We start from the raw sequence: 18,292 nt of genomic DNA, 5'->3' as shown, positions 1-18,292 counted from the left end.
CTATTCCTTTCTACTTTCGCCTTTGGCTAAAGTTCTTGGCCATTTGTTGCAATCACTTGTTTATACCAATCAAATGATTTTTTCTTCGTCCGTTTTCCACTACCTTCAATTTTATCATTTAAATCAACATAAACAAACCCATATCTTTTTGACATTTCACCGGTTGAAGCGCTAACAAGGTCGATACAGCCCCAAGGCGTGTAACCAATCAACTCGATACCATCTTCAATCGCTAAGCCCATTTGAACAATGTGTTGTTTTAAATAATCAATGCGGTAATCATCTTCAATCACACCATTTTCATCTGGATGATCGATAGCTCCTAAGCCATTTTCCACGATAAACAGCGGGACTTCATAACGATTATACAATTCGTTTAGCGCAATGCGTAATCCGATTGGATCAATCTGCCAGCCCCACTCGCTTGCCTCTAGGAAAGGGTTTTTAATTCCCGCCAATAAGTTACCCGCTACCTTTTTTGCATCCTCATTCGTCACATCAATCACCGTCGACATATAATAACTAAAGCCAATGTAATCAACTGGATTTTCAGCTAATAGTGCCTCATCCCCTGCAGCCATCTCAAGTTGATCAATGCCATATTTGTTGAAAATTTGTTGCGTATATGCTGGATATTTCCCACGAACTTGCACATCCGTACAAAAGAAATTCATTTCTTAATTGAATGCCAGTACCGCTTGTTGATTGATCGGATTAGCATCCCAAGCATAAGCTGTCGCATAAATAATCATACAACCAATCTGAATGTTTGGATTGACTTGATGGGCCTTTTTAACCGCTTGCGCACTAGCAACGAATTGATGATGAAACGCTTGAAAAATATTTTTCTTTTCTAAAGAGCCAGTTTTCGGTACTAGCCCTTGACTCAAGACAGGAAAATGAAAGGCACTATTAATTTCATTAAAGGTCATCCAGTATGTGACTTTTTTTCCAAAACGCTCTAAAACTGTATTCGCAAAACGTTCGAACAAAGAAATTAGTTCTCTATTTTTCCAACCACCTAACTCTTTGGCTAAATAAAGCGGCATCTCGTAATGTGAAATTGTAATCACCGGTTCGATACCTAAAGCTAAACACTGATCAATCATTCGATCATAAAAAGCTAAGCCCGCTTCATTTGGCTTCTGTTCGACACCAGTTGGGTAGATTCGTGACCAGGCTATTGAGAAACGATACGATTTAAAACCCATCTCCGCAAATAAATTTAAATCTTCTTCCATATTTTCATAATGACTAATCGCTTTGTGGTTAGGGTATGTATACTTTTCTTCATCGATTGTCCAATCAAAATCAGGACTTGCGACAATTGCAAAGCGTTCTTTTCCACCAGGCAAGGCATCCGCAATCGATAATCCCTTCCCATCAATATTATAAGCGCCCTCACTTTGGTTGGCTGCTGTTGCGCCACCCCATAAAAAATCTTTCGGAAATATCATCTTTTTCACTAATTCACTCGTTCCTTTCATTAGTTAATAATCGTTAACATGTCTTCTCCGACAACCACATCTTCTTGGTTAAAATCAAGCACATCCAAATAATCCGTTGTATTCGTAATGACAATCGGTGTAATCACTGATTTCCCTGCCGCTTTGATCGCTTCAATATCAAATTTCACGAGTAAATCACCAGCTTTAACCGGGTCATCTTGCTTCACAAACAATTCAAATCCTTTGCCCTCAAGTTCAACTGTATCCATTCCAATATGCATTAAAATTTCAATTCCTGAATCCGTCGTCATCCCAATCGCATGCCCTGTTGGAAAAACCGACGTCATCACACCATCCATTGGTGCATGGACTTCGCCAATCACTGGATCAATCGCAAGCCCTTTACCTAAAGCATGTGATGCAAAAACTTCATCTGGGACATCCGTTAAGGCTACGATTTTTCCAGTTAACGGTGCGACCAAAATCTCGTTATGTTCTGAACCGTTTGTTTTCTTGTTCGTTGTTTCAGCCACCGCTTCTTCACGATCAAAACCTAAAACAAGCGTTAAAATAAAAGCAATCACAAAGGCTACGACCGTTCCGATGACGCCCATTAAGACATTTGATTCAACACCTGGAATCGTACTAATAAAACCTGGGATACTTAACAAACTGATTAGGCCACCGGTAAACATTTTAACACCGGCACCACCGATAATCGCACCACCAACAGCACCACCAATACAAGCCGAAATAAATGGTTTTTTAAGTGGTAACGTAACCCCGTAAACCGTTGGCTCTGTAATTCCAAAAATGGCCGTTAATGTTCCTGAAATAGCCAACGCTTTTCGTTTCTCACTTTTTGTTCTGATGGCAACCGCAATTGCTGCACCTGCTTGGGCAATAACTGGTGCCAATAACATTGCTGTCATTGTATCAAAATTATTCATTGTTAAGTTGTTTAAAGCAATTGGAATCAAGCCCCAATGCATGCCGAACATGACAAAGACTTGCCAAAAACCACCCAAGACTGCACCAGCTGCAATTGGACTAAAGTTAAAGATTGCACTGTAGACTTTCCCTAAACCAACACCAATAATCGTCCCTAATGGACCAATTGCAATAAACGTCACTGGAACCATAATTAAAATAGTGACAAGGGGAACCATGATCAATTGCAAGAATCCTGGTGAGATTTTCTTTGCAAATTTTTCAACATATTTTTGTAACCAAACAAACATAATAATTGGAATAACCGTTTGCATGTAACCCGTTGGTCCGATGATAACTGGAATACCAAAGAAATCCAGTCCGGCTCCCGCGCCTGCTGCTGCGGTAATACCTGGGAATAATAACGCTCCCGCAATTGCTAAGGCAATAAAAGGATCAGCCTTAAATTTCTTAGCGGCCGTAAAAGCAATCGCAAATGGTAAGAACTGCATAAAGCCATCAGACGCAGCAAATAAAATTTGATACGCTCCCGATTCCATCGACATGACACCCATGACCGTTAATAAGGTTAAGACTCCTTTAAGAACCCCGACCCCAGCTAAGGCACCTAAGAATGGTGTAAAAACACCTGAAATAATATCAATAAATTGATTGAATATACTGCCTTTTTCACCATCTCCTTCATCACTCGAAGAAGATAAACCTGAAATTTCTAGTAGTTCATTGTAGACATCTTTTACGTGATTACCAATCACGACTTGATATTGTCCACCACTTTGTACAACTTGAATCACACCCGAATGATTTTTGAGTTCTTCCGTTTTGGTAACGGATTCATCTTTTAGTTTAAAGCGTAAACGCGTCGCACAATGCACCACACTATTCACGTTTTTCTTGCCCCCAACTAGCTTTAACACATCGGTTGCTAACTCCTTATTACTTTGCTTTGCCATTTAATTTCCTCCTTTAGGGTTACTTTTTCCAACAAAAAAAACCTAAATCGAGCAAAATAGTCCCAACTTCAAAAGCGCATAAACATGCCTTTGGCTGGAAATATCTTTTTCAATTTAGGTTTTGCCTGCTTTGCAGTAACAATCCTTTAAATGTTGAAATCAATATAGCATAGATAAATTAATTTGTAAACGCTATCTTTCATCTTTTTTATTTATCAAAATGATTTAATAATAAGAAAAATGATCGAAAAACTGTGAAATCACAATTTTTCGACCATTCAAATAATCTTAAACAGCGGCTAATACTTGCTCTTTTGCATGAACAAGCTTGGTTAAGAATGAACAATATGGTGTTGGAATCCCATATTCTTTTCCTTTACGTGCAATCGCACCATTAATGTAATCAATTTCCGTTAAACGGTTATTAATAATTAAATCTTGGTACATTGACGGGTGATGTAACCCTATCGTTTCACGGTTATAACATGATTTAATTTGTGCCAAAACTTCTGGAACATTAATGTCAGCATTTTCCATTGCTGCAACAGCGGCAAATTCTGAAACAATTTGTTCTACAATTTGATCAGCCGCATCTGTTTCACCGAAATCAGCCATGTTTGAATCTAAAATCGTACATAAGCCGTTCATCGTCCCATTGACACAACCTTTACGATAAATCGAAGATAAGATGTTCGCTGAGTATTTTGCATTTAATTTTGCTTCGCTTAAAACAGCGACAACTTCTTCCGCCGCTTCTTGTCCGTCAGCTCCAAGGTTTTGCAAGTCAATTGAACCATTACCGAATAATTTTACTTTACCTGGCGCTTCAATTCCTGCCGTCCACATTGTATTTCCTAATAATATATTGCTTAATGGCACATAGTTTTTAATCACATCTTCGTGACCAATACCATTTAATAAACATAAAACTTTCGTATTTTTTCCAACCATATTTTGAATCGATTGCATCATGCTATCTAGCTGCATTGCTTTTGTAAATAAAATCACTAAATCGGCATTAAAATCAATACTAGAAACGTCGTCTTGGTGGTAAATTTCTAACGACTCCGTTACCATTTCTCCATCAAAATTGGCTTGTAAGCCATTGTTATTGATGGCATCAATATGATCTTGCCACCCATCGATTAAGATAACCTCGTTGTTTGCTTGATGTAACATTAGGCCGAAACGGCTACCCATAGCCCCAGCACCTGCGATAATAATTTTCATTTCGTTCACTCCTATATGATGTTTAAGTTAATTACAAATAATAAATCTCTAAGAAATCTTACTGCTTTTTAAATTTGATTCAAACATGTGTTAGACTATTCATTGCGAACACACTTAATGTTCTTTTTTTATTTCGCGAAAGGTGATTATATGAATATTCAACAGTTAAAATACTTTATTGAAATTGCAAATACCAATAGTTTATCCGCTGCTGCTCGTAATTTATTCGTGACACAACCAACCTTATCTTTGGCTTTGAAGAAAATGGAGAGCGAGTTACAAACCGCCTTGTTCACACATAGCAATCAGCCTTTCCAATTAACCAAGACAGGCAATCACTTATATGAAAAAGGACAAGTGATTGTTAACGATTTCGAGCAATTAATCGTTGATATCCATGCGATGTCAGACGATTCTAATAAGGAAAAAACACCGATTCATTTTGGTTTACCTACACTTTTTTCCATGCAATTTATGAAAGAAATTTCTCATTACTTAGCTGAACATCCACACATCGATTTAATCATCAAACAAGACGGCTCTCCACATCTACAAGCCATGCTTGATAATAAAGAACTGGATATCGGTCTCGTTTCCTTTCCAAACCTCTATCCTGAAAGTCTCTCGTTTGAAGTACTTGAAACCTCAACAAAAGGTTACAATCCTTATGTGATTATTCCTGAGACGAACCCGCTGGCCCAAAAGAAAGAATTGACGTTTAAAGACCTAAAAGGTCAACGATTTTCTTCCTTAACAACAAACTTTATGCTAGGCAGATTGTTACTCGATCGCTCCAGAGAAGTTGGTTTCGAGCCCAATGTCGTGTTATATAATGATGATATTCAAGTGCTGATTCATAGTTTGAAACAAAACGATTCAATTTGTATCTTGCCGATTGAATACCAAAACGTTAGCATCAGCGACGGTCTCAAATGGATTCCGCTAAAAGATAAATATCAATTCTTTCCAATCGGGATTGCAATGCGTAAAGACTACCCACTCACCCAAGATATTACTGATTTCATCGAAGTACTTAAGAAAAATTAAGTCCTTCGATTTTTTGTATTTAAAAATCTGCTACTCGGTGTCTTCACAAATGAGACTCAATCGAAAAGCACGATTGTTTCTCATTCACTCCAGACACTCGTCTCAAAACGACTTTTCTCTCACCTTAACCTTGATATTTAAATACTACGCGGTTGTCGTAGAGTTTGAAGATTTTTACGAATAAAATATGTGCTAATAGTCCTGCTGCGATTGGAATAATGAACCAACATAAAACTAATAAGACCGCACCTAATCCTTGATCAAAGGCTGCTAATGGTCCGACTAAACCAACTAGGCCAAAGCCTGCTGAATTGGATGTTCCTGAGATATTGAAAATCGCTGTTGGAATCGCCGCAATTGTCGCAGTGAATAAACAAGGTAATAAAATAATTGGATACTTGAATAAGTTTGGCATCATCATTTTCATTCCGCCTAAAGCGATAGCTAATGTCACACCTGATTTGTTTGCACGCCATGAATTAATCACAAGTACAATCGTTGTTGCCGCAATTCCCATCGCAGCTGCTCCCGCAGAAATCCCATTTAACTGAATCGCCATACCAATTCCAACCGTTGTTAATGGTGAAATAATTAATAACGCAAACGAACAACTAATTAAAATACTCATGATGATTGGTTGGAAATTCGTAAAGTCGTTAATCAAGTTCCCAATTGATACCGTAATTTGAGTAACGTAAGGATACATCATCATTCCGATTAGTCCTGCACCAATACCAACAACAATCGGTAAGGCGATGATTTCAACTGAACCAAATTTTGATCCAATCCACATCATCATTAACACAGCAACTGCAGCGGTCAACATAATGTTAATAATATCGCCGGTTCCTGCTGCAATAAATGCGCCGACTTCGTTATCAAATTTAATGACGCCAGAAGCGGCAAATGCTGCACCTCCGACAATCATGGTTTTCGTTGGAGCTAAATCAAATTGCTTAGCAATTAAAGCGGCAATAATTAAAGGGGTCGCAATTTGAAAAATCAAAGCTACGTTAATAATCATGTTAATTACCGCAATATCTGCGAAATATTTTAAAATTGCGCCAATCACTGCATTAGGAATCAAGGCAATAATCGTTCCTTGTGCTGTTCCAGCTAATAATTTGTTGAAAAAAACTTTAGGTGTCATTTTGCTGCATGTGTCATTTGTCATTTTTATCGCTCCATTTTTATCTTTTTTATAGCTGTTTGTATAAAAAAATTAGTTTGAGAATAATTTCACTTATGATAGTAAAAAAATAATAATAAATTGCTCCTTTGTTGAAAAAAAGAATAAATAGTAGCTAAACCAATCGTCATTGGGCTTTTACTATAAAATTCATGCTTTCTCAACAAGAGTGAAACTCTTCACATGAGTGCCGTTAAAAAAAGAAGTTTTATTTCTGTTCTTCTCGACATCCATAATTTACCCCGAATCTCAGATGAATTCAATTTGTTAAATTTTATATAGTTATAAAAATTATTTATACTCATTTTACCCGTTGATAAAACAACAAAGAAAACCTTTACAATATTTATCTAACAGCTTAATCTAACCAAACGTTAATTATCCTCATTTTTAGTTTGTGTTATTTTAAAAACAATATCATGAATTTATACCTGTGTTTTTCAATTTTTGAAAAACACAAAGAAAACGATAATGAATGACTTCCTACGTTTTCTTTGTGTTTTATGTTATTTATTTCACTGACCAAACAATTATGCCCGGGTATCAAGCAAACCATATAAGAATAAATGAATGCTTCGGAGCAACTCGTCTTCTTTATCGCTTGTTTCTAAATAAGTAGAAATCACAACAAAGAGTTGACCGACAATCCAATCCAACTCTGCGTCCTCTCTTGAAACGAACGGGTCTTGTTCTAGAACTTCAATGAATGGCTGTTTATAAGATTTTTTCCATAATAAAAAAATCTTATAGGCTGTTTCCTCTGACAACATTTGACGAATATCTCTTAACATCAACATCAGATTTACTGGATGCTTTCTTTGCAGAAACAAAGCCATTCGCCCTATTTTCGACTCTAAGTCTAAATCTTCTCTCACTGAGATTTCTCTTAAATGGCGTTCGACTTGTTCTGATAAACGAAGCATCACATTATAATAAATTTCCTCTTTATTTTTAAAATGGTAATAAAGAGCAGGCTGACTAATGTTTAATTGTTCTGTAATTTGGCGCGTTGACGTTTCCTTATACCCTTGTGTCATAAATAATTTTTCGGATACATCTAAAATTTGATCGTACATCCTATTCCCTTTCTTAAAGCAAGTACATTCCTTTCAAAATCTCTACTTCAGCTTAACCGCCTATTTTTTGGTAGAAAACTCGCTTCATCTAACTTATCATTCTTCATTTAATCTCTTGTTTACTTGTTTCATGTAACACACCGTCACTCATCGTATAAACTTTGTCGCAATACGTCACTAGCCTTAAATCATGTGTTACCATAATAATCGCTTTGTTTCTTTCTTTGGCTTCTTTGGCTAAAATCTGAACAACCTCATACGCTTTTTCCGTATCCAAGCTCGCAGTTGGTTCGTCGGCTAAAATAATTGTCGGATCATTGTATAGCGCTCGAGCAATCGCCACCCGTTGGCGTTCACCACCTGAAAGTTCTTCCGGATATTTATTACTTAATTTGTCAATTTCTAGCTGCTTTAGTAAATCCATCCCCTTTTTATTTTCCTTTTGCTTGGCTACTTTATCGACTAATTGTAGTTGCTTTCGAACCGTTAGAAAAGGAACTAAATTCGACGCTTGTAAGATGAATCCAATCTCATTGAAGCGTAATTTCGCACGTTCTTTTTCTTTTTTCCCACTAAAAGATAAATTATTAATTCTCACTTCCCCTTCTGTTGGTGTCTGTAAGCCGCCAACAATGGTTAGGAAGGTGCTCTTTCCTGAACCAGAAGGCCCAATAATTGCGACAAACTCGCCTTGTTCAACTGAAAAATTCGTTTCTTTTAACGCTTCAATCGTCGTATCACCATCTTTAAATGATTTCGTAACATTCACTATCTCAATTGCACTCATTTTTTCTCCTCCTATCCTATCGCTTTCAGTGGATCAATTTTTACAATCGTTCGAACTGAAAATAGTGCACCAACAATGGCGATAACAATCATCAAAACACTAATTCCAGTGAAAAAGAGCACATTACTTTGAAATGGTACAGCTTCTGGTAAAACAAGCCCTGATAAAACAGTAAGGACTAAACCAGTCAATACACCAACAGTCGCTAAGAAAAAAGTTTGGGCAATCACTGATCGTGCAATGTAAGCACTTGAAATCCCTTGTGCTTTCATGACTCCAAATATCGCTGTTTTTTGCATTGTTAGGACGTAGATAAAAATACCAATCACGACTGCTGCAATGACTACTAGAAAACCAATCATAAAGCCAAATGTCAGCACTTGTGCACTGTATCCTGGTAACTTATTAATAAAGTCACCAATCGCAATTTTACTAAGACCGTTTGGTTTTTCTGTTATTTCGCCCCTCACAACAATCGCATTCACACGTAGATCTTGCCGTTCAGCAATTTCACCGTAACGCACCTGTTGAATTGTTTCTAACGAGGTATAGATAACTGGCGATACACTGTATTTAGCATTTTCGGTAAAACCAACAATCGTCATTTCTTCATCGTTCATCGAAATTTTTATCTGGTCACCGAGTGAATAGCCTCCACTTTCCTTCAAACTAATGTCAGCAACAACTTCTCCTTTTTTGGAAAACAACTTTCCTTCGACAATGTTGGGTGCAATAAATCCCTCGGCATCAATTCCAAAAAAACTAACATTTTCCTTTGTATCTTCATCTTTTGACTGATAAATAATTGCAGGTGCTTGCACAAGAAGTGCTTTTTCTTTTGCCTCAACTTGATTCACTACTTCTGGATCAATCATCGACATATTCAACGTATCATTGGCTTTTTCGGACAATAATAAATAATCGGCTTCCCACTTATCAACTGCCATACGATTTTCTTGTGCCAAACCATAGGCTAACCCACTCAGGAAAAAGACCAAGTAAGCAATTAAAAACATGACACCAATGACTAAAGTATAGCGTAACTTAGAATGCTTAATTTCATTTAATGCTAAAAACATTTTATCCCTCCATTGCTTTATTTTATTAGATAATAAGGTTTCTTATACAACTTTCTTTCCTACTTATCACCTGATAAGTAAAGTGTAACAAAAGATTAAAAAAATAAATAAGATTTTGCTCATCATCGCTCTTTTTTTTACGATTTCAATCATTAATAGATTTCAGACAATATTTCAGCTACAATGAAATGACTTCAATTGGGAAGCGTACCAATGTTCCTTCTGAGGACAACATCACTTGGGTTTGATTCATACGATTGATTGCCAGTATCCTTGAACCAATGATTTGCTCCTCTCCCGATTACTGAGAAAGGGTGTTTATATTTTGAAACCAAACGAATTAAATCATGGATTTGCACCTATTTATAATAACCGTACGGAAATATTAATCCTGGGAACTGCGCCGAGTGTCATATCTTTAAAGAAACAACAATACTACGCCAATCCCGGGAATCAATTTTGGAAAATTATTTTTGACATCCTTTCCGTTACGGACCCGCTTGATTATCAACAGAGAATCGAGTATTTAAAATTGCATCGACTCGGTCTTTGGGATGTTTATGCGAAATTCGAGCGAAAAGGAAGCTTAGATTCGAATTTTTCGACCGTTATCCCTAATGATTTTAGCCAACTACTAGCGACAAGTCCGATCAAATTGATTATTGCTAATGGTAAGCTTTCTTATAAAGAGGCATTAAAAAATCAGACACTTCAAAATATGCCGATTCTTTGCCTCCCTTCAACCAGTGGTGCAAATAACGCCCAGATGACACAACGAAAAATCGCCTGGCATGAAGCGCTCAGCATGATTCATTAGAATGATTAACCAGCATCAACGAGTCGGTTACTTTCATAATCATGAAACGACAAATAAAAAGAGCACACAAGAAATTTCTTGCGTGCTCTTTTCTTCTTACGTTAAAAAAACAAACCAATCAAATACAAACAAGGATAACCCATCATTAAAACGGACATAGTCATTAAAACTAAAGGAAACGTCTTTTGTTTGTCCTGTTTCGTAAAGTACGGCTGCAACTTACGCAGTAAAAGTGGCAATATCAAAACAAGTAACGCCACTGGCCACGGTGCCTTATCAAATACAACGAGCGTTGGTAATAATAAAAAACTCACGATAAAATTAAATTTCAAGATTCTTACGGCTCTATGTTTACCGATATAATAAACCAATGTTTTCCGGTGGTTGACGATGTCTTCTTCTAAATCACACGTATTGTTTGCCAATAAATTGTTAAACATCATTAAAACAAGCGGTAAACACACAAGCAAAACATTTAACATCACACTGGAATTAAAGAATGCTGGTTCCTGATAGACAAGGACATAAAGTGCAACTAATGGAATGAAATAACCACTCGCAAGGGCCGTCACCGTTTCCGCAATGGGTAAACTATTTAATGGCCTAGGACCCGCTGAATAAAATAACCCAATATAAAAACCGACAACACCTGGAATCATTAACCAAATACTTGTCATCCAAATTAGCAGAGCACCCAGTACACTTGATAGCGCCATAAAAAATAGAAAATAACGAAAAACGACTGTTAACGAAAGATGTTCCCGACCAATAATATTCGATTTTTGCTTATACTGATGATCTTCCGAAGCATTTTTGTAGTCCATATAATTATTGAAAATATTGACTGTCACATGAAACGATAAAATAATGAGCGTATAAATCAAAAAAGGGACATTCAATGAAGCATCGAATTGAAACTGAGCATACGATGCCCCAATTAAAACTAAAAAGATATTTAAAGGCGCTGTGTAAACTTCTGCCAGCTCCCAAAAATGTTTGAAACGCATAAAAAAACTCCTCCAAAATAACAAATAAGAACCTCGATAAGTATAGCATAATACGCAAGATTCTCAGGAATTGCTGTTTGTGAAATCAACGTGAGTGAAGGCTAATTCTATCGTTTCTTTCGATTCTACGTTATACTTTTATGAAAGACTTACAGAAATTGGAGGCATGAAGGATGATAAAAGTATTAATCATTTACGGTGGTTGGCCAGGTCACTCCCCTAAAGAAATTAGTTACTACTTATCTGAGCAACTCGAATCAATTGGTTATCACGTTACATTAGTCGATGATCTAAACATTTTGAATGACTATCACGCACTTAGAAACTATGATTTAATCGTGATGAATTGGACACGTGGTGAGATTATAGAGCAAGCAATCGCAAACTTACAGCAAGTCATTTCTGAGGGCTGTGGCTTAGCGGGGATCCATGGTGGCTTAACTTCAGCCTTTCAAAATAGCAAACAATGGCAGTTCTTAACTGGTGGACTCTTTGTCGATCATCCAGGAGGACTCGAACAACATTATACAGTGAACATCACTGACACAGAGCATGCGATCACACAAGGGGTTGCAGATTTTTCCGTTCAAACGGAACAATACTATTTATTAGTTGATCCGGCTGTTCACATCCTAGCAAACACTACTTTTGCTACAAAAGACCATCCAAATGCAATGAATCCATCCCCTATTAGCTTACCTGTTGCATGGGTAAAAAACTGGGGTAAAGGACACATCTTCTACCATTCATTTGGACACGACTTAGCAACCTGTCAACTACCAATGGTCGAAAAATTAACCTTGCAAGGTTTTCAGTGGGCATGTCGAACGACGACAGAATAACGGCATATACTAACCTAGCCTTATCATCTAAGTAGTCCGATTTAGAGTAGTTAGCGTTTAATTCAAACGTTTCTTAGCTAAATAATCGTTATTATCAATCTTTTTCATTTTTTTATACTCAGTCGGTGTCATATTATATATTTTTTTAAAAGCATTATTGAATGTCCGAATACTTGGGAAACCCGATTGGAATGCAATCGTCCCGATTTGTTTATCTGTTTGTAGCAAAAGCTCTATGGCATAGGATAGTCGAAAAGACGTCAAATATTGATGAAAATTCGTCTTCATATTCGCTGAAATATAGCGTGAAAGATAGGATGGATCATAGCCAAGTGCTTTTGCGAGCGACTCTAATTGCAGATTTTCTTTAAAATGACGACCAATATAATCAATAATTTGATAGAGTAAATTGGTTTTTTGATTCCCCTCTGGTACCCAGTCTGCTTGATCATAAAAATTACCACAAATGATAAACAGGAGCCCTCTCAGTGAAAACTCATTAGTGAATAGCTTGGAAATCACTGACTCATCTGCAAAGCAAATATCTCGTAGAACAAACGTGGCATTGACTGCCCTTTTCCCAGCAACTTTATTAATAAAAGATGAAACAAAATCTGGAGAAAAAACAAGCGAGTGAAACAATGATCCCCCATTACTTTCGTAGCCATGAATTTCATTTGGTAAAAAAAGCAATGACTCCCCTGCTTCTAACTGAGTAACCGTATTTGCCTGAATAATTGTTAACTTCCCATATTCTAAGTAAATAAATTCTAGCGAGCGATGAAAATGTGGCGCATAGCTAAAATTTGTATGACGAGCATATTCCCAATAATTATCACTACCAAAGCGATTTAATTCATAATGCATAATTCACCGTCCAAAAGTCATTTTTTTACTATAAGTGTACATGAGATAACTATCAAAGACCATCACAACTTGCTAGAATTACAGTACAAATAAAAATAAACAGCAAATTAAGAAGGAGTCAGGCTAAACAATGAAAAACAACTTACTTGAATTACAGCGCAACTTTATTAACTTAAGAAACGGAGCATTTATTCACTTTAACAGTGCCACTGAGCAGTTTCATGATTCGGATATTAGTGATTGGGACTTTGGTATTACGGATAAAAACGATCCGAATCGGCATCCATTTAATCCTATGACTTGGAATCCCCAAAATTTAAATTGCCAGGAGTGGGCTCAAGTTGCAAAATCTGGGCAAGCACAATTTGCTGCACTAACCGCCAAACACCATGAGGGCTTTTGCTTGTGGCCAACTGAGACAACAAATCATTCCATTACGCATAGCCCCTTTGACGTGGATGTCGTCAGTGAATACTTAAAAGCCTTTAGAGCGATGGATATTTTACCTGGACTTTATTTTTCAATGCTCGATTTGGAACACGGCATTACCGAAACCAAATGCACTTCTGAAGATAAAAACTTCATCAAAAATCAATTGAGAGAATTATTAACTAATTACGGCGAAATACCTTTCCTGATCATTGATGGATGGAATGCGCCTTGGGGTGGTCCTAGTTTTACAGACTTACCTTTTGCTGAAATCGATGAACTGGTTAAATCCATTCAACCGAACTGTTTACTGATGAATATTGGTAGCGGTTCCGATATGTCAACGACAGACATCGTCTTTTTTGAGAATGCTGCTGGGCAAGAAGCCCCTGAAAACTTTGTCGGTCCAGGGGCTAGTTGCAATATTTATACTGAAAATTGGTTTTGGAAAGAAAGACATGAAACAACTGATTTAAAATCCGCTGAATGGGCCTTTTACGAAAAAGTAAAACCTGATAGCGAAAAAAACATCGTCTACTTAATGAATATTTCTCCCAACAATTCCGGAACAGTTGATGATAATCTCAAACAGCGCTTTGCTGAATTCGGGCATTTGTATGCCCAACCTAACCAACTTAATGAGATTCCCGAAGGTTGGTTGAAACGATAATTAAGTACTATCAACAAGAAGTCTCAAAGCTTCTAACAAACGAATAACAGTAATTGATTTCAATCCTCACTTATTCTCATATCTTGAAAAGTAATAAACTTTTGAGTATGAGAATAAGTGGGGATTTTTTATGTTCAATCAAATATATTAATCAATATAGGAGCAATAAAAAAAAACAAATAGTAGATGTATTATGTATATACTGATTTGATATCTACCCCAACTTTGTTTCCGCTTCGTTTCACATTGAAGAAAAGAGAGAATAGAAAACAATGGTATTTTGCACCGAATTTTTATCTTTTCAAGTATATTGACAGAGACACTTAATTCTTTATTTTTTCGACATAATCAATCTAATAGGCTAGTGCTATCGACAGATGGAATCATTTAAGATTTCCTGCCTCATTTTATAATTCATAGTCCTGATAAAATGAGGTTGCTTTCAATGATTTTATATAGACACAAATTTTAAAACTATCATACCTTAATCTGCAATTTTAGATAAATAAGTAAACAATTTAGAATCGATTGTTGCTTTAAATTTCAAATCCATCTGAACAACACTTTGTTTTTTACCATCTTTAACAGGCTTTTCTACTTGAATAATTGATTTTTGATCTGGCATAACCTCACCTAAGTAATAAAAGTCAATGCCTTCATCGTTTGATTTTTGAGCAAAGACATGGATTTCCCAATCATCAGGGTTTTGTAAAATTTTTACTTCTGGCGAATGAATTGTTCGAGGTGATTTCGTAAAATAATGTAACGTATTCTCATCAATCAGCTTATCTTCATATGCCATTAATGCCCCTTTAAAGTCTTCCTCTTTATGTAAAGTAACAAAAATAACAAATTTTCCATTCTTATACGTATAACCACCAATATTTTGATCAACCATTTGTTCTTCCCAATTCAACAAACGAATCGTATCTCTTCTTCGATATTTTTTATACAAAGTAAATGGTTGATCATTTTGATATTTTCTTGATTCTACTAATGCAACGGATAAGCAATCATTCAATAGTTTAACGAAATATGGATCTTTCAAAGATTCGAGTAAATTATCACTAGCTAAAATCCCGTCATTCATCACCTTAATAAAAGCTGCTCCCAAATAACTTTTCTTTTGTCCACCAACATAAAAGTCTAAGCTGAGCGTACCTAATATTGAGTTAATCGTTTGTTCATCATTTGGTAAATCATACGATTCAAACAACTCTTGAAGTTCCTTATTTTTCAAACACACTCGTCCTTGTAGCATCTGATAAATAAGAATCAATTCATGTTTTCGAAACCCTTGTATTAATTCTTTTCCAAAAAACTTTAAAAATTGACTTGATTCGGCTGATAACTGTACGGTACTCTCTTTGATTTTCAGTAAAAATTCGTGATAGTGATCAAATCGATTCGATAATACGAGTGGGTCTAAAACCCCTTGTTGTTGGAAATCCTTTAAATAGGGAATTCGATTGATTCGATTTTTTAATTCAAAATATATTCGACGAAGTTCAACCATCGAATCCATTTTCGAACTGTCGATCGATTTAAAAATACGCTCTTTTGCGATTGTTTCAAAGTTAATGGAGGAAACCCCTGTAATATAGTTCGTTTCAAATGTTTTTTGGCGCAAATTATTTTTATTTCGACTGACATCTCCAGATAGTGCCATCGGGATCATATAGTTATTCTTGTAATTTCCAATAAAATCGATCACAGTTACAAACTCTTTTGATGGATCTTTACGTAACCCTCTCCCTAATTGTTGAATAAAGATAATGCTCGATTCCGTATTCCTTAACATAATTACTTGGTTAATTTTTGGAATATCAATTCCTTCGTTAAATATATCCACTGTAAAAATATACTGAATTTCGCCAGACTCTAGACGCTCGACTTCTTTTTCTCGTTCTTCGATTGAATGATGGCCTACTAAATAACTAGAAGGAATTCCTTGCTCGTTAAAGAGTTTCGATAACTCACTTGCTTCTTCTTTTCGACTACAAAAAACAAGACCTTTAGGGTTATTGTATGAGCAACCGTAATACTTCATTTTCTCAAATAAAAATCGAACACGTTCCGCTGATACTAGGAACTGTAAGTCTGTGGTTTCCGAAATAATTTCATTTTGAACTTCATAATCTGTTACACCAAAATAATGAAATGGACATAGTAAGTCTTCTTCTAGTGCCTCTTGCAAACGAATTTCGTAAGCGATATTGTAATCAAACAACTCAAAGATATTAAAGGCATCTGTTCTTTCTGGTGTCGCTGTCATACCTAATAAAAAATTTGGCTGAAAGTATTCCAACGTTTTCAAATAACTTTTTGCACCAGCCTTATGAACTTCATCAATCAATATATATTCAAAATAATCAGGCTCAAATAATTCTTGGTATTCAGGCTTTGATATCGTTTGAATTGTCGCAAATAAATACTTAGCATCCAACTCTTTTTTGCTACCAGATAAAACACCAAAATCAGAAGCTTCGCCACCAATAACTTTGCGAAATGAATTTTTTGCATGATTCAAAATTTGCTCTCTATGAACAATGAAAAGCATTCTTTTCGGTTTCGATTTTAACACATCAAAAGCTGCAAGATATGTTTTACCTGTACCTGTGGCAGATATAATCAAGCCTTTTTTCGCACCACTTTGACGTAACCCTTCAATTTTTTTCAACGCTGATTTTTGCATTGTATTAGGCAAGATATAATCATTGAAAGGGTTCTCCTCAATCATTTTCAAATCACCCGATGAGCGAATCTGCGGCTGATAATGTTTACGATAATTTTCAATCCAGGCAGCTGTTAACGGGATAGATGATGCCCACTCTATCTTCATATCTTCACGAATTTGATGTATCAATTCTCCATGCTCATACGAAGTCAAACGAATATTCCATTCATAGTTAATTTTCAATGCATTCATGGTTAAATTTGAGCTACCGATAATAAATGATTGATAACCTGGTTGAGAAAATAAATATCCTTTCGCATGAAAACCTTCTTTTTCGGAAATTCGAATCTCCAAATTAGGAATCTCCAACAACGATTCAAACATTTCTGGTTGATTAAAGTGTAAATAAGTCGATGTTAATAAACGTCCTTTTATCCCTTTTTCAGCTAAGTCTGATAAATGTGTTTTTAAACCATTCAGTCCACTTTGGGTAACAAAGGCAATCGAAAAGAAAAACTCTTGGCAACTATCTAATTCATCTTGTAAAACATTTAGAAAATACTCATTTTTTTCAGGCTTGTTTATAATCAACTGCGGATCATAAGTCGACCCTTCCAGATTTCGATCAATAAATGCCTTTTTCAGTGACTTCTCAAGAACATCCATTTAAATAGCTCCTTGGTCTTTGTATTTCTCTAGCTTTTTGACTGCCGGAATATCTGCCGGTGCCCACTCTAATTCGGATAACTCTTCCGGTCGTAACCATTTAATTGAGCGATGTTCCGTCAGTACTGGCTCACCTTCGATTAACTCACAAACAAAAGTCGTTAAATGAACCACGCCAAAATCGTATTCATAAGATGTATGATCAAAAACTTCCTCTTTAACAGCAACCTTTACTTCTAATTCTTCGATTAGTTCTCGTTTCAACGCCTCTATCGGTGTTTCGCCAACTTCAATTTTTCCACCAGGAAATTCCCATAGATTCGCCAGTGCCTTTGTTTCTCCTCTTTGCGCGCATAAAATTGTATTATTTTTTATAATAATTGCACCTACAACATTAATTTCTTTTTTCATTTCGTCCTCCAGGATTATTTAGTCTTATTACTAGTATAGAGGAGGAGTGAAAGATATTAAAGATCGAGTTTATGAAAAAGGGATTTTATGATTAGAGCGACCCTCAAAAGTTAGATTTTAGATCTAACTTTTGAGGGTCGCTTATT

The 18,292-nt window shown here is 36.1% G+C and carries 14 protein-coding genes and 1 pseudogene; 4 read left to right on the top strand and 11 right to left on the bottom strand.

What is annotated here, in order from left to right; genetic code table 11:
* Positions 1-26 precede the first annotated feature (26 nt).
* The 3 genes and pseudogenes from IEV09_RS11930 to IEV09_RS11920 form a co-directional block, all read right to left on the bottom strand.
* Positions 27-1,457: pseudogene (locus IEV09_RS11930) on the bottom strand (glycoside hydrolase family 1 protein).
* A 29-nt stretch (positions 1,458-1,486) separates the two neighbouring features.
* Complete coding sequence (locus IEV09_RS11925; protein ID WP_188368540.1) at positions 1,487-3,352, bottom strand: beta-glucoside-specific PTS transporter subunit IIABC; 1,866 nt, start codon at positions 3,350-3,352, stop codon at positions 1,487-1,489.
* A 288-nt stretch (positions 3,353-3,640) separates the two neighbouring features.
* Positions 3,641-4,582, bottom strand: coding sequence for a 2-dehydropantoate 2-reductase (locus IEV09_RS11920; protein WP_188368539.1), 942 nt, complete (start codon positions 4,580-4,582; stop codon positions 3,641-3,643).
* A 150-nt stretch (positions 4,583-4,732) separates the two neighbouring features.
* Between IEV09_RS11920 and IEV09_RS11915 the strand changes: the two genes are divergently transcribed.
* Positions 4,733-5,629: a LysR family transcriptional regulator gene (locus IEV09_RS11915; protein WP_188368538.1), complete on the top strand. Its 897-nt coding sequence runs from the start codon at positions 4,733-4,735 to the stop codon at positions 5,627-5,629.
* Between the two features lie 124 nt (positions 5,630-5,753).
* Here the strand turns inward: IEV09_RS11915 and IEV09_RS11910 are convergent, their stop codons facing one another.
* The 4 genes from IEV09_RS11910 to IEV09_RS11895 form a co-directional block, all read right to left on the bottom strand.
* Positions 5,754-6,803, bottom strand: coding sequence for a PTS sugar transporter subunit IIC (locus tag IEV09_RS11910; protein ID WP_188368537.1), 1,050 nt, complete (start codon positions 6,801-6,803; stop codon positions 5,754-5,756).
* A gap of 545 nt (positions 6,804-7,348) precedes the next feature.
* The gene (locus IEV09_RS11905; protein ID WP_188368536.1) at positions 7,349-7,894 is read right to left on the bottom strand and encodes a TetR/AcrR family transcriptional regulator; all 546 of its coding nucleotides are present in this window, start codon (positions 7,892-7,894) and stop codon (positions 7,349-7,351) included.
* Positions 7,895-7,997: 103 nt separating this feature from the next.
* Positions 7,998-8,681, bottom strand: a complete 684-nt coding sequence (locus tag IEV09_RS11900) for an ABC transporter ATP-binding protein (protein ID WP_188368535.1) — start codon at positions 8,679-8,681, stop codon at positions 7,998-8,000.
* An 11-nt stretch (positions 8,682-8,692) separates the two neighbouring features.
* Positions 8,693-9,760: an ABC transporter permease gene (locus IEV09_RS11895; protein ID WP_188368534.1), complete on the bottom strand. Its 1,068-nt coding sequence runs from the start codon at positions 9,758-9,760 to the stop codon at positions 8,693-8,695.
* A gap of 325 nt (positions 9,761-10,085) precedes the next feature.
* Between IEV09_RS11895 and IEV09_RS11890 the strand changes: the two genes are divergently transcribed.
* Complete coding sequence (locus tag IEV09_RS11890; RefSeq protein WP_188368533.1) at positions 10,086-10,577, top strand: DNA-deoxyinosine glycosylase; 492 nt, start codon at positions 10,086-10,088, stop codon at positions 10,575-10,577.
* 101 nt (positions 10,578-10,678) lie between these two features.
* Here IEV09_RS11890 and IEV09_RS11885 read toward each other — a convergent pair whose 3' ends face one another.
* A complete protein-coding gene (locus IEV09_RS11885; RefSeq protein ID WP_188368532.1) occupies positions 10,679-11,584 on the bottom strand; it encodes a prenyltransferase in 906 nt (301 codons plus the stop codon).
* Between the two features lie 173 nt (positions 11,585-11,757).
* Here IEV09_RS11885 and IEV09_RS11880 point away from each other — a divergent pair, with 173 nt between their 5' ends.
* Positions 11,758-12,426, top strand: coding sequence for a ThuA domain-containing protein (locus IEV09_RS11880; protein ID WP_188368531.1), 669 nt, complete (start codon positions 11,758-11,760; stop codon positions 12,424-12,426).
* A gap of 57 nt (positions 12,427-12,483) precedes the next feature.
* Here IEV09_RS11880 and IEV09_RS11875 read toward each other — a convergent pair whose 3' ends face one another.
* Complete coding sequence (locus IEV09_RS11875) at positions 12,484-13,293, bottom strand: helix-turn-helix domain-containing protein (RefSeq protein WP_188368530.1); 810 nt, start codon at positions 13,291-13,293, stop codon at positions 12,484-12,486.
* 130 nt (positions 13,294-13,423) lie between these two features.
* Here IEV09_RS11875 and IEV09_RS11870 point away from each other — a divergent pair, with 130 nt between their 5' ends.
* Entirely contained in the window at positions 13,424-14,392 is a 969-nt protein-coding gene (locus tag IEV09_RS11870; RefSeq protein WP_188368529.1) for an alpha-L-fucosidase, read from the top strand.
* A gap of 484 nt (positions 14,393-14,876) precedes the next feature.
* On the opposite strand, the gene IEV09_RS11865 is transcribed toward IEV09_RS11870, so the two are convergent.
* Together IEV09_RS11865 and IEV09_RS11860 are read right to left on the bottom strand one after the other, a co-directional pair.
* A complete protein-coding gene (locus tag IEV09_RS11865) occupies positions 14,877-17,735 on the bottom strand; it encodes a DEAD/DEAH box helicase (protein ID WP_188368528.1) in 2,859 nt (952 codons plus the stop codon).
* Positions 17,736-18,146 (bottom strand): (deoxy)nucleoside triphosphate pyrophosphohydrolase, encoded by a 411-nt coding sequence (locus IEV09_RS11860; protein ID WP_188368527.1) that lies wholly within the window; start codon positions 18,144-18,146, stop codon positions 17,736-17,738.
* Positions 18,147-18,292 lie beyond the last annotated feature (146 nt).

The organism is Enterococcus alcedinis, from assembly GCF_014635985.1.
GTDB classification, from domain to species: domain Bacteria; phylum Bacillota; class Bacilli; order Lactobacillales; family Enterococcaceae; genus Enterococcus_I; species Enterococcus_I alcedinis.
This window is presented reverse-complemented; position numbering and strand designations above follow the sequence as displayed.

Coding starts and splice junctions, on each gene's coding strand:
- IEV09_RS11925 (WP_188368540.1), bottom strand. CDS start 3,352: ATGGCAAAGCAAAGTAATAAGGAGTTAGCAACCGATGTGTTAAAGCTA.
- IEV09_RS11920 (WP_188368539.1), bottom strand. CDS start 4,582: ATGAAAATTATTATCGCAGGTGCTGGGGCTATGGGTAGCCGTTTCGGC.
- IEV09_RS11915 (WP_188368538.1), top strand. CDS start 4,733: ATGAATATTCAACAGTTAAAATACTTTATTGAAATTGCAAATACCAAT.
- IEV09_RS11910 (WP_188368537.1), bottom strand. CDS start 6,803: ATGACAAATGACACATGCAGCAAAATGACACCTAAAGTTTTTTTCAAC.
- IEV09_RS11905 (WP_188368536.1), bottom strand. CDS start 7,894: ATGTACGATCAAATTTTAGATGTATCCGAAAAATTATTTATGACACAA.
- IEV09_RS11900 (WP_188368535.1), bottom strand. CDS start 8,681: ATGAGTGCAATTGAGATAGTGAATGTTACGAAATCATTTAAAGATGGT.
- IEV09_RS11895 (WP_188368534.1), bottom strand. CDS start 9,760: ATGTTTTTAGCATTAAATGAAATTAAGCATTCTAAGTTACGCTATACT.
- IEV09_RS11885 (WP_188368532.1), bottom strand. CDS start 11,584: ATGCGTTTCAAACATTTTTGGGAGCTGGCAGAAGTTTACACAGCGCCT.
- IEV09_RS11880 (WP_188368531.1), top strand. CDS start 11,758: ATGATAAAAGTATTAATCATTTACGGTGGTTGGCCAGGTCACTCCCCT.
- IEV09_RS11875 (WP_188368530.1), bottom strand. CDS start 13,293: ATGCATTATGAATTAAATCGCTTTGGTAGTGATAATTATTGGGAATAT.
- IEV09_RS11870 (WP_188368529.1), top strand. CDS start 13,424: ATGAAAAACAACTTACTTGAATTACAGCGCAACTTTATTAACTTAAGA.
- IEV09_RS11865 (WP_188368528.1), bottom strand. CDS start 17,735: ATGGATGTTCTTGAGAAGTCACTGAAAAAGGCATTTATTGATCGAAAT.
- IEV09_RS11860 (WP_188368527.1), bottom strand. CDS start 18,146: ATGAAAAAAGAAATTAATGTTGTAGGTGCAATTATTATAAAAAATAAT.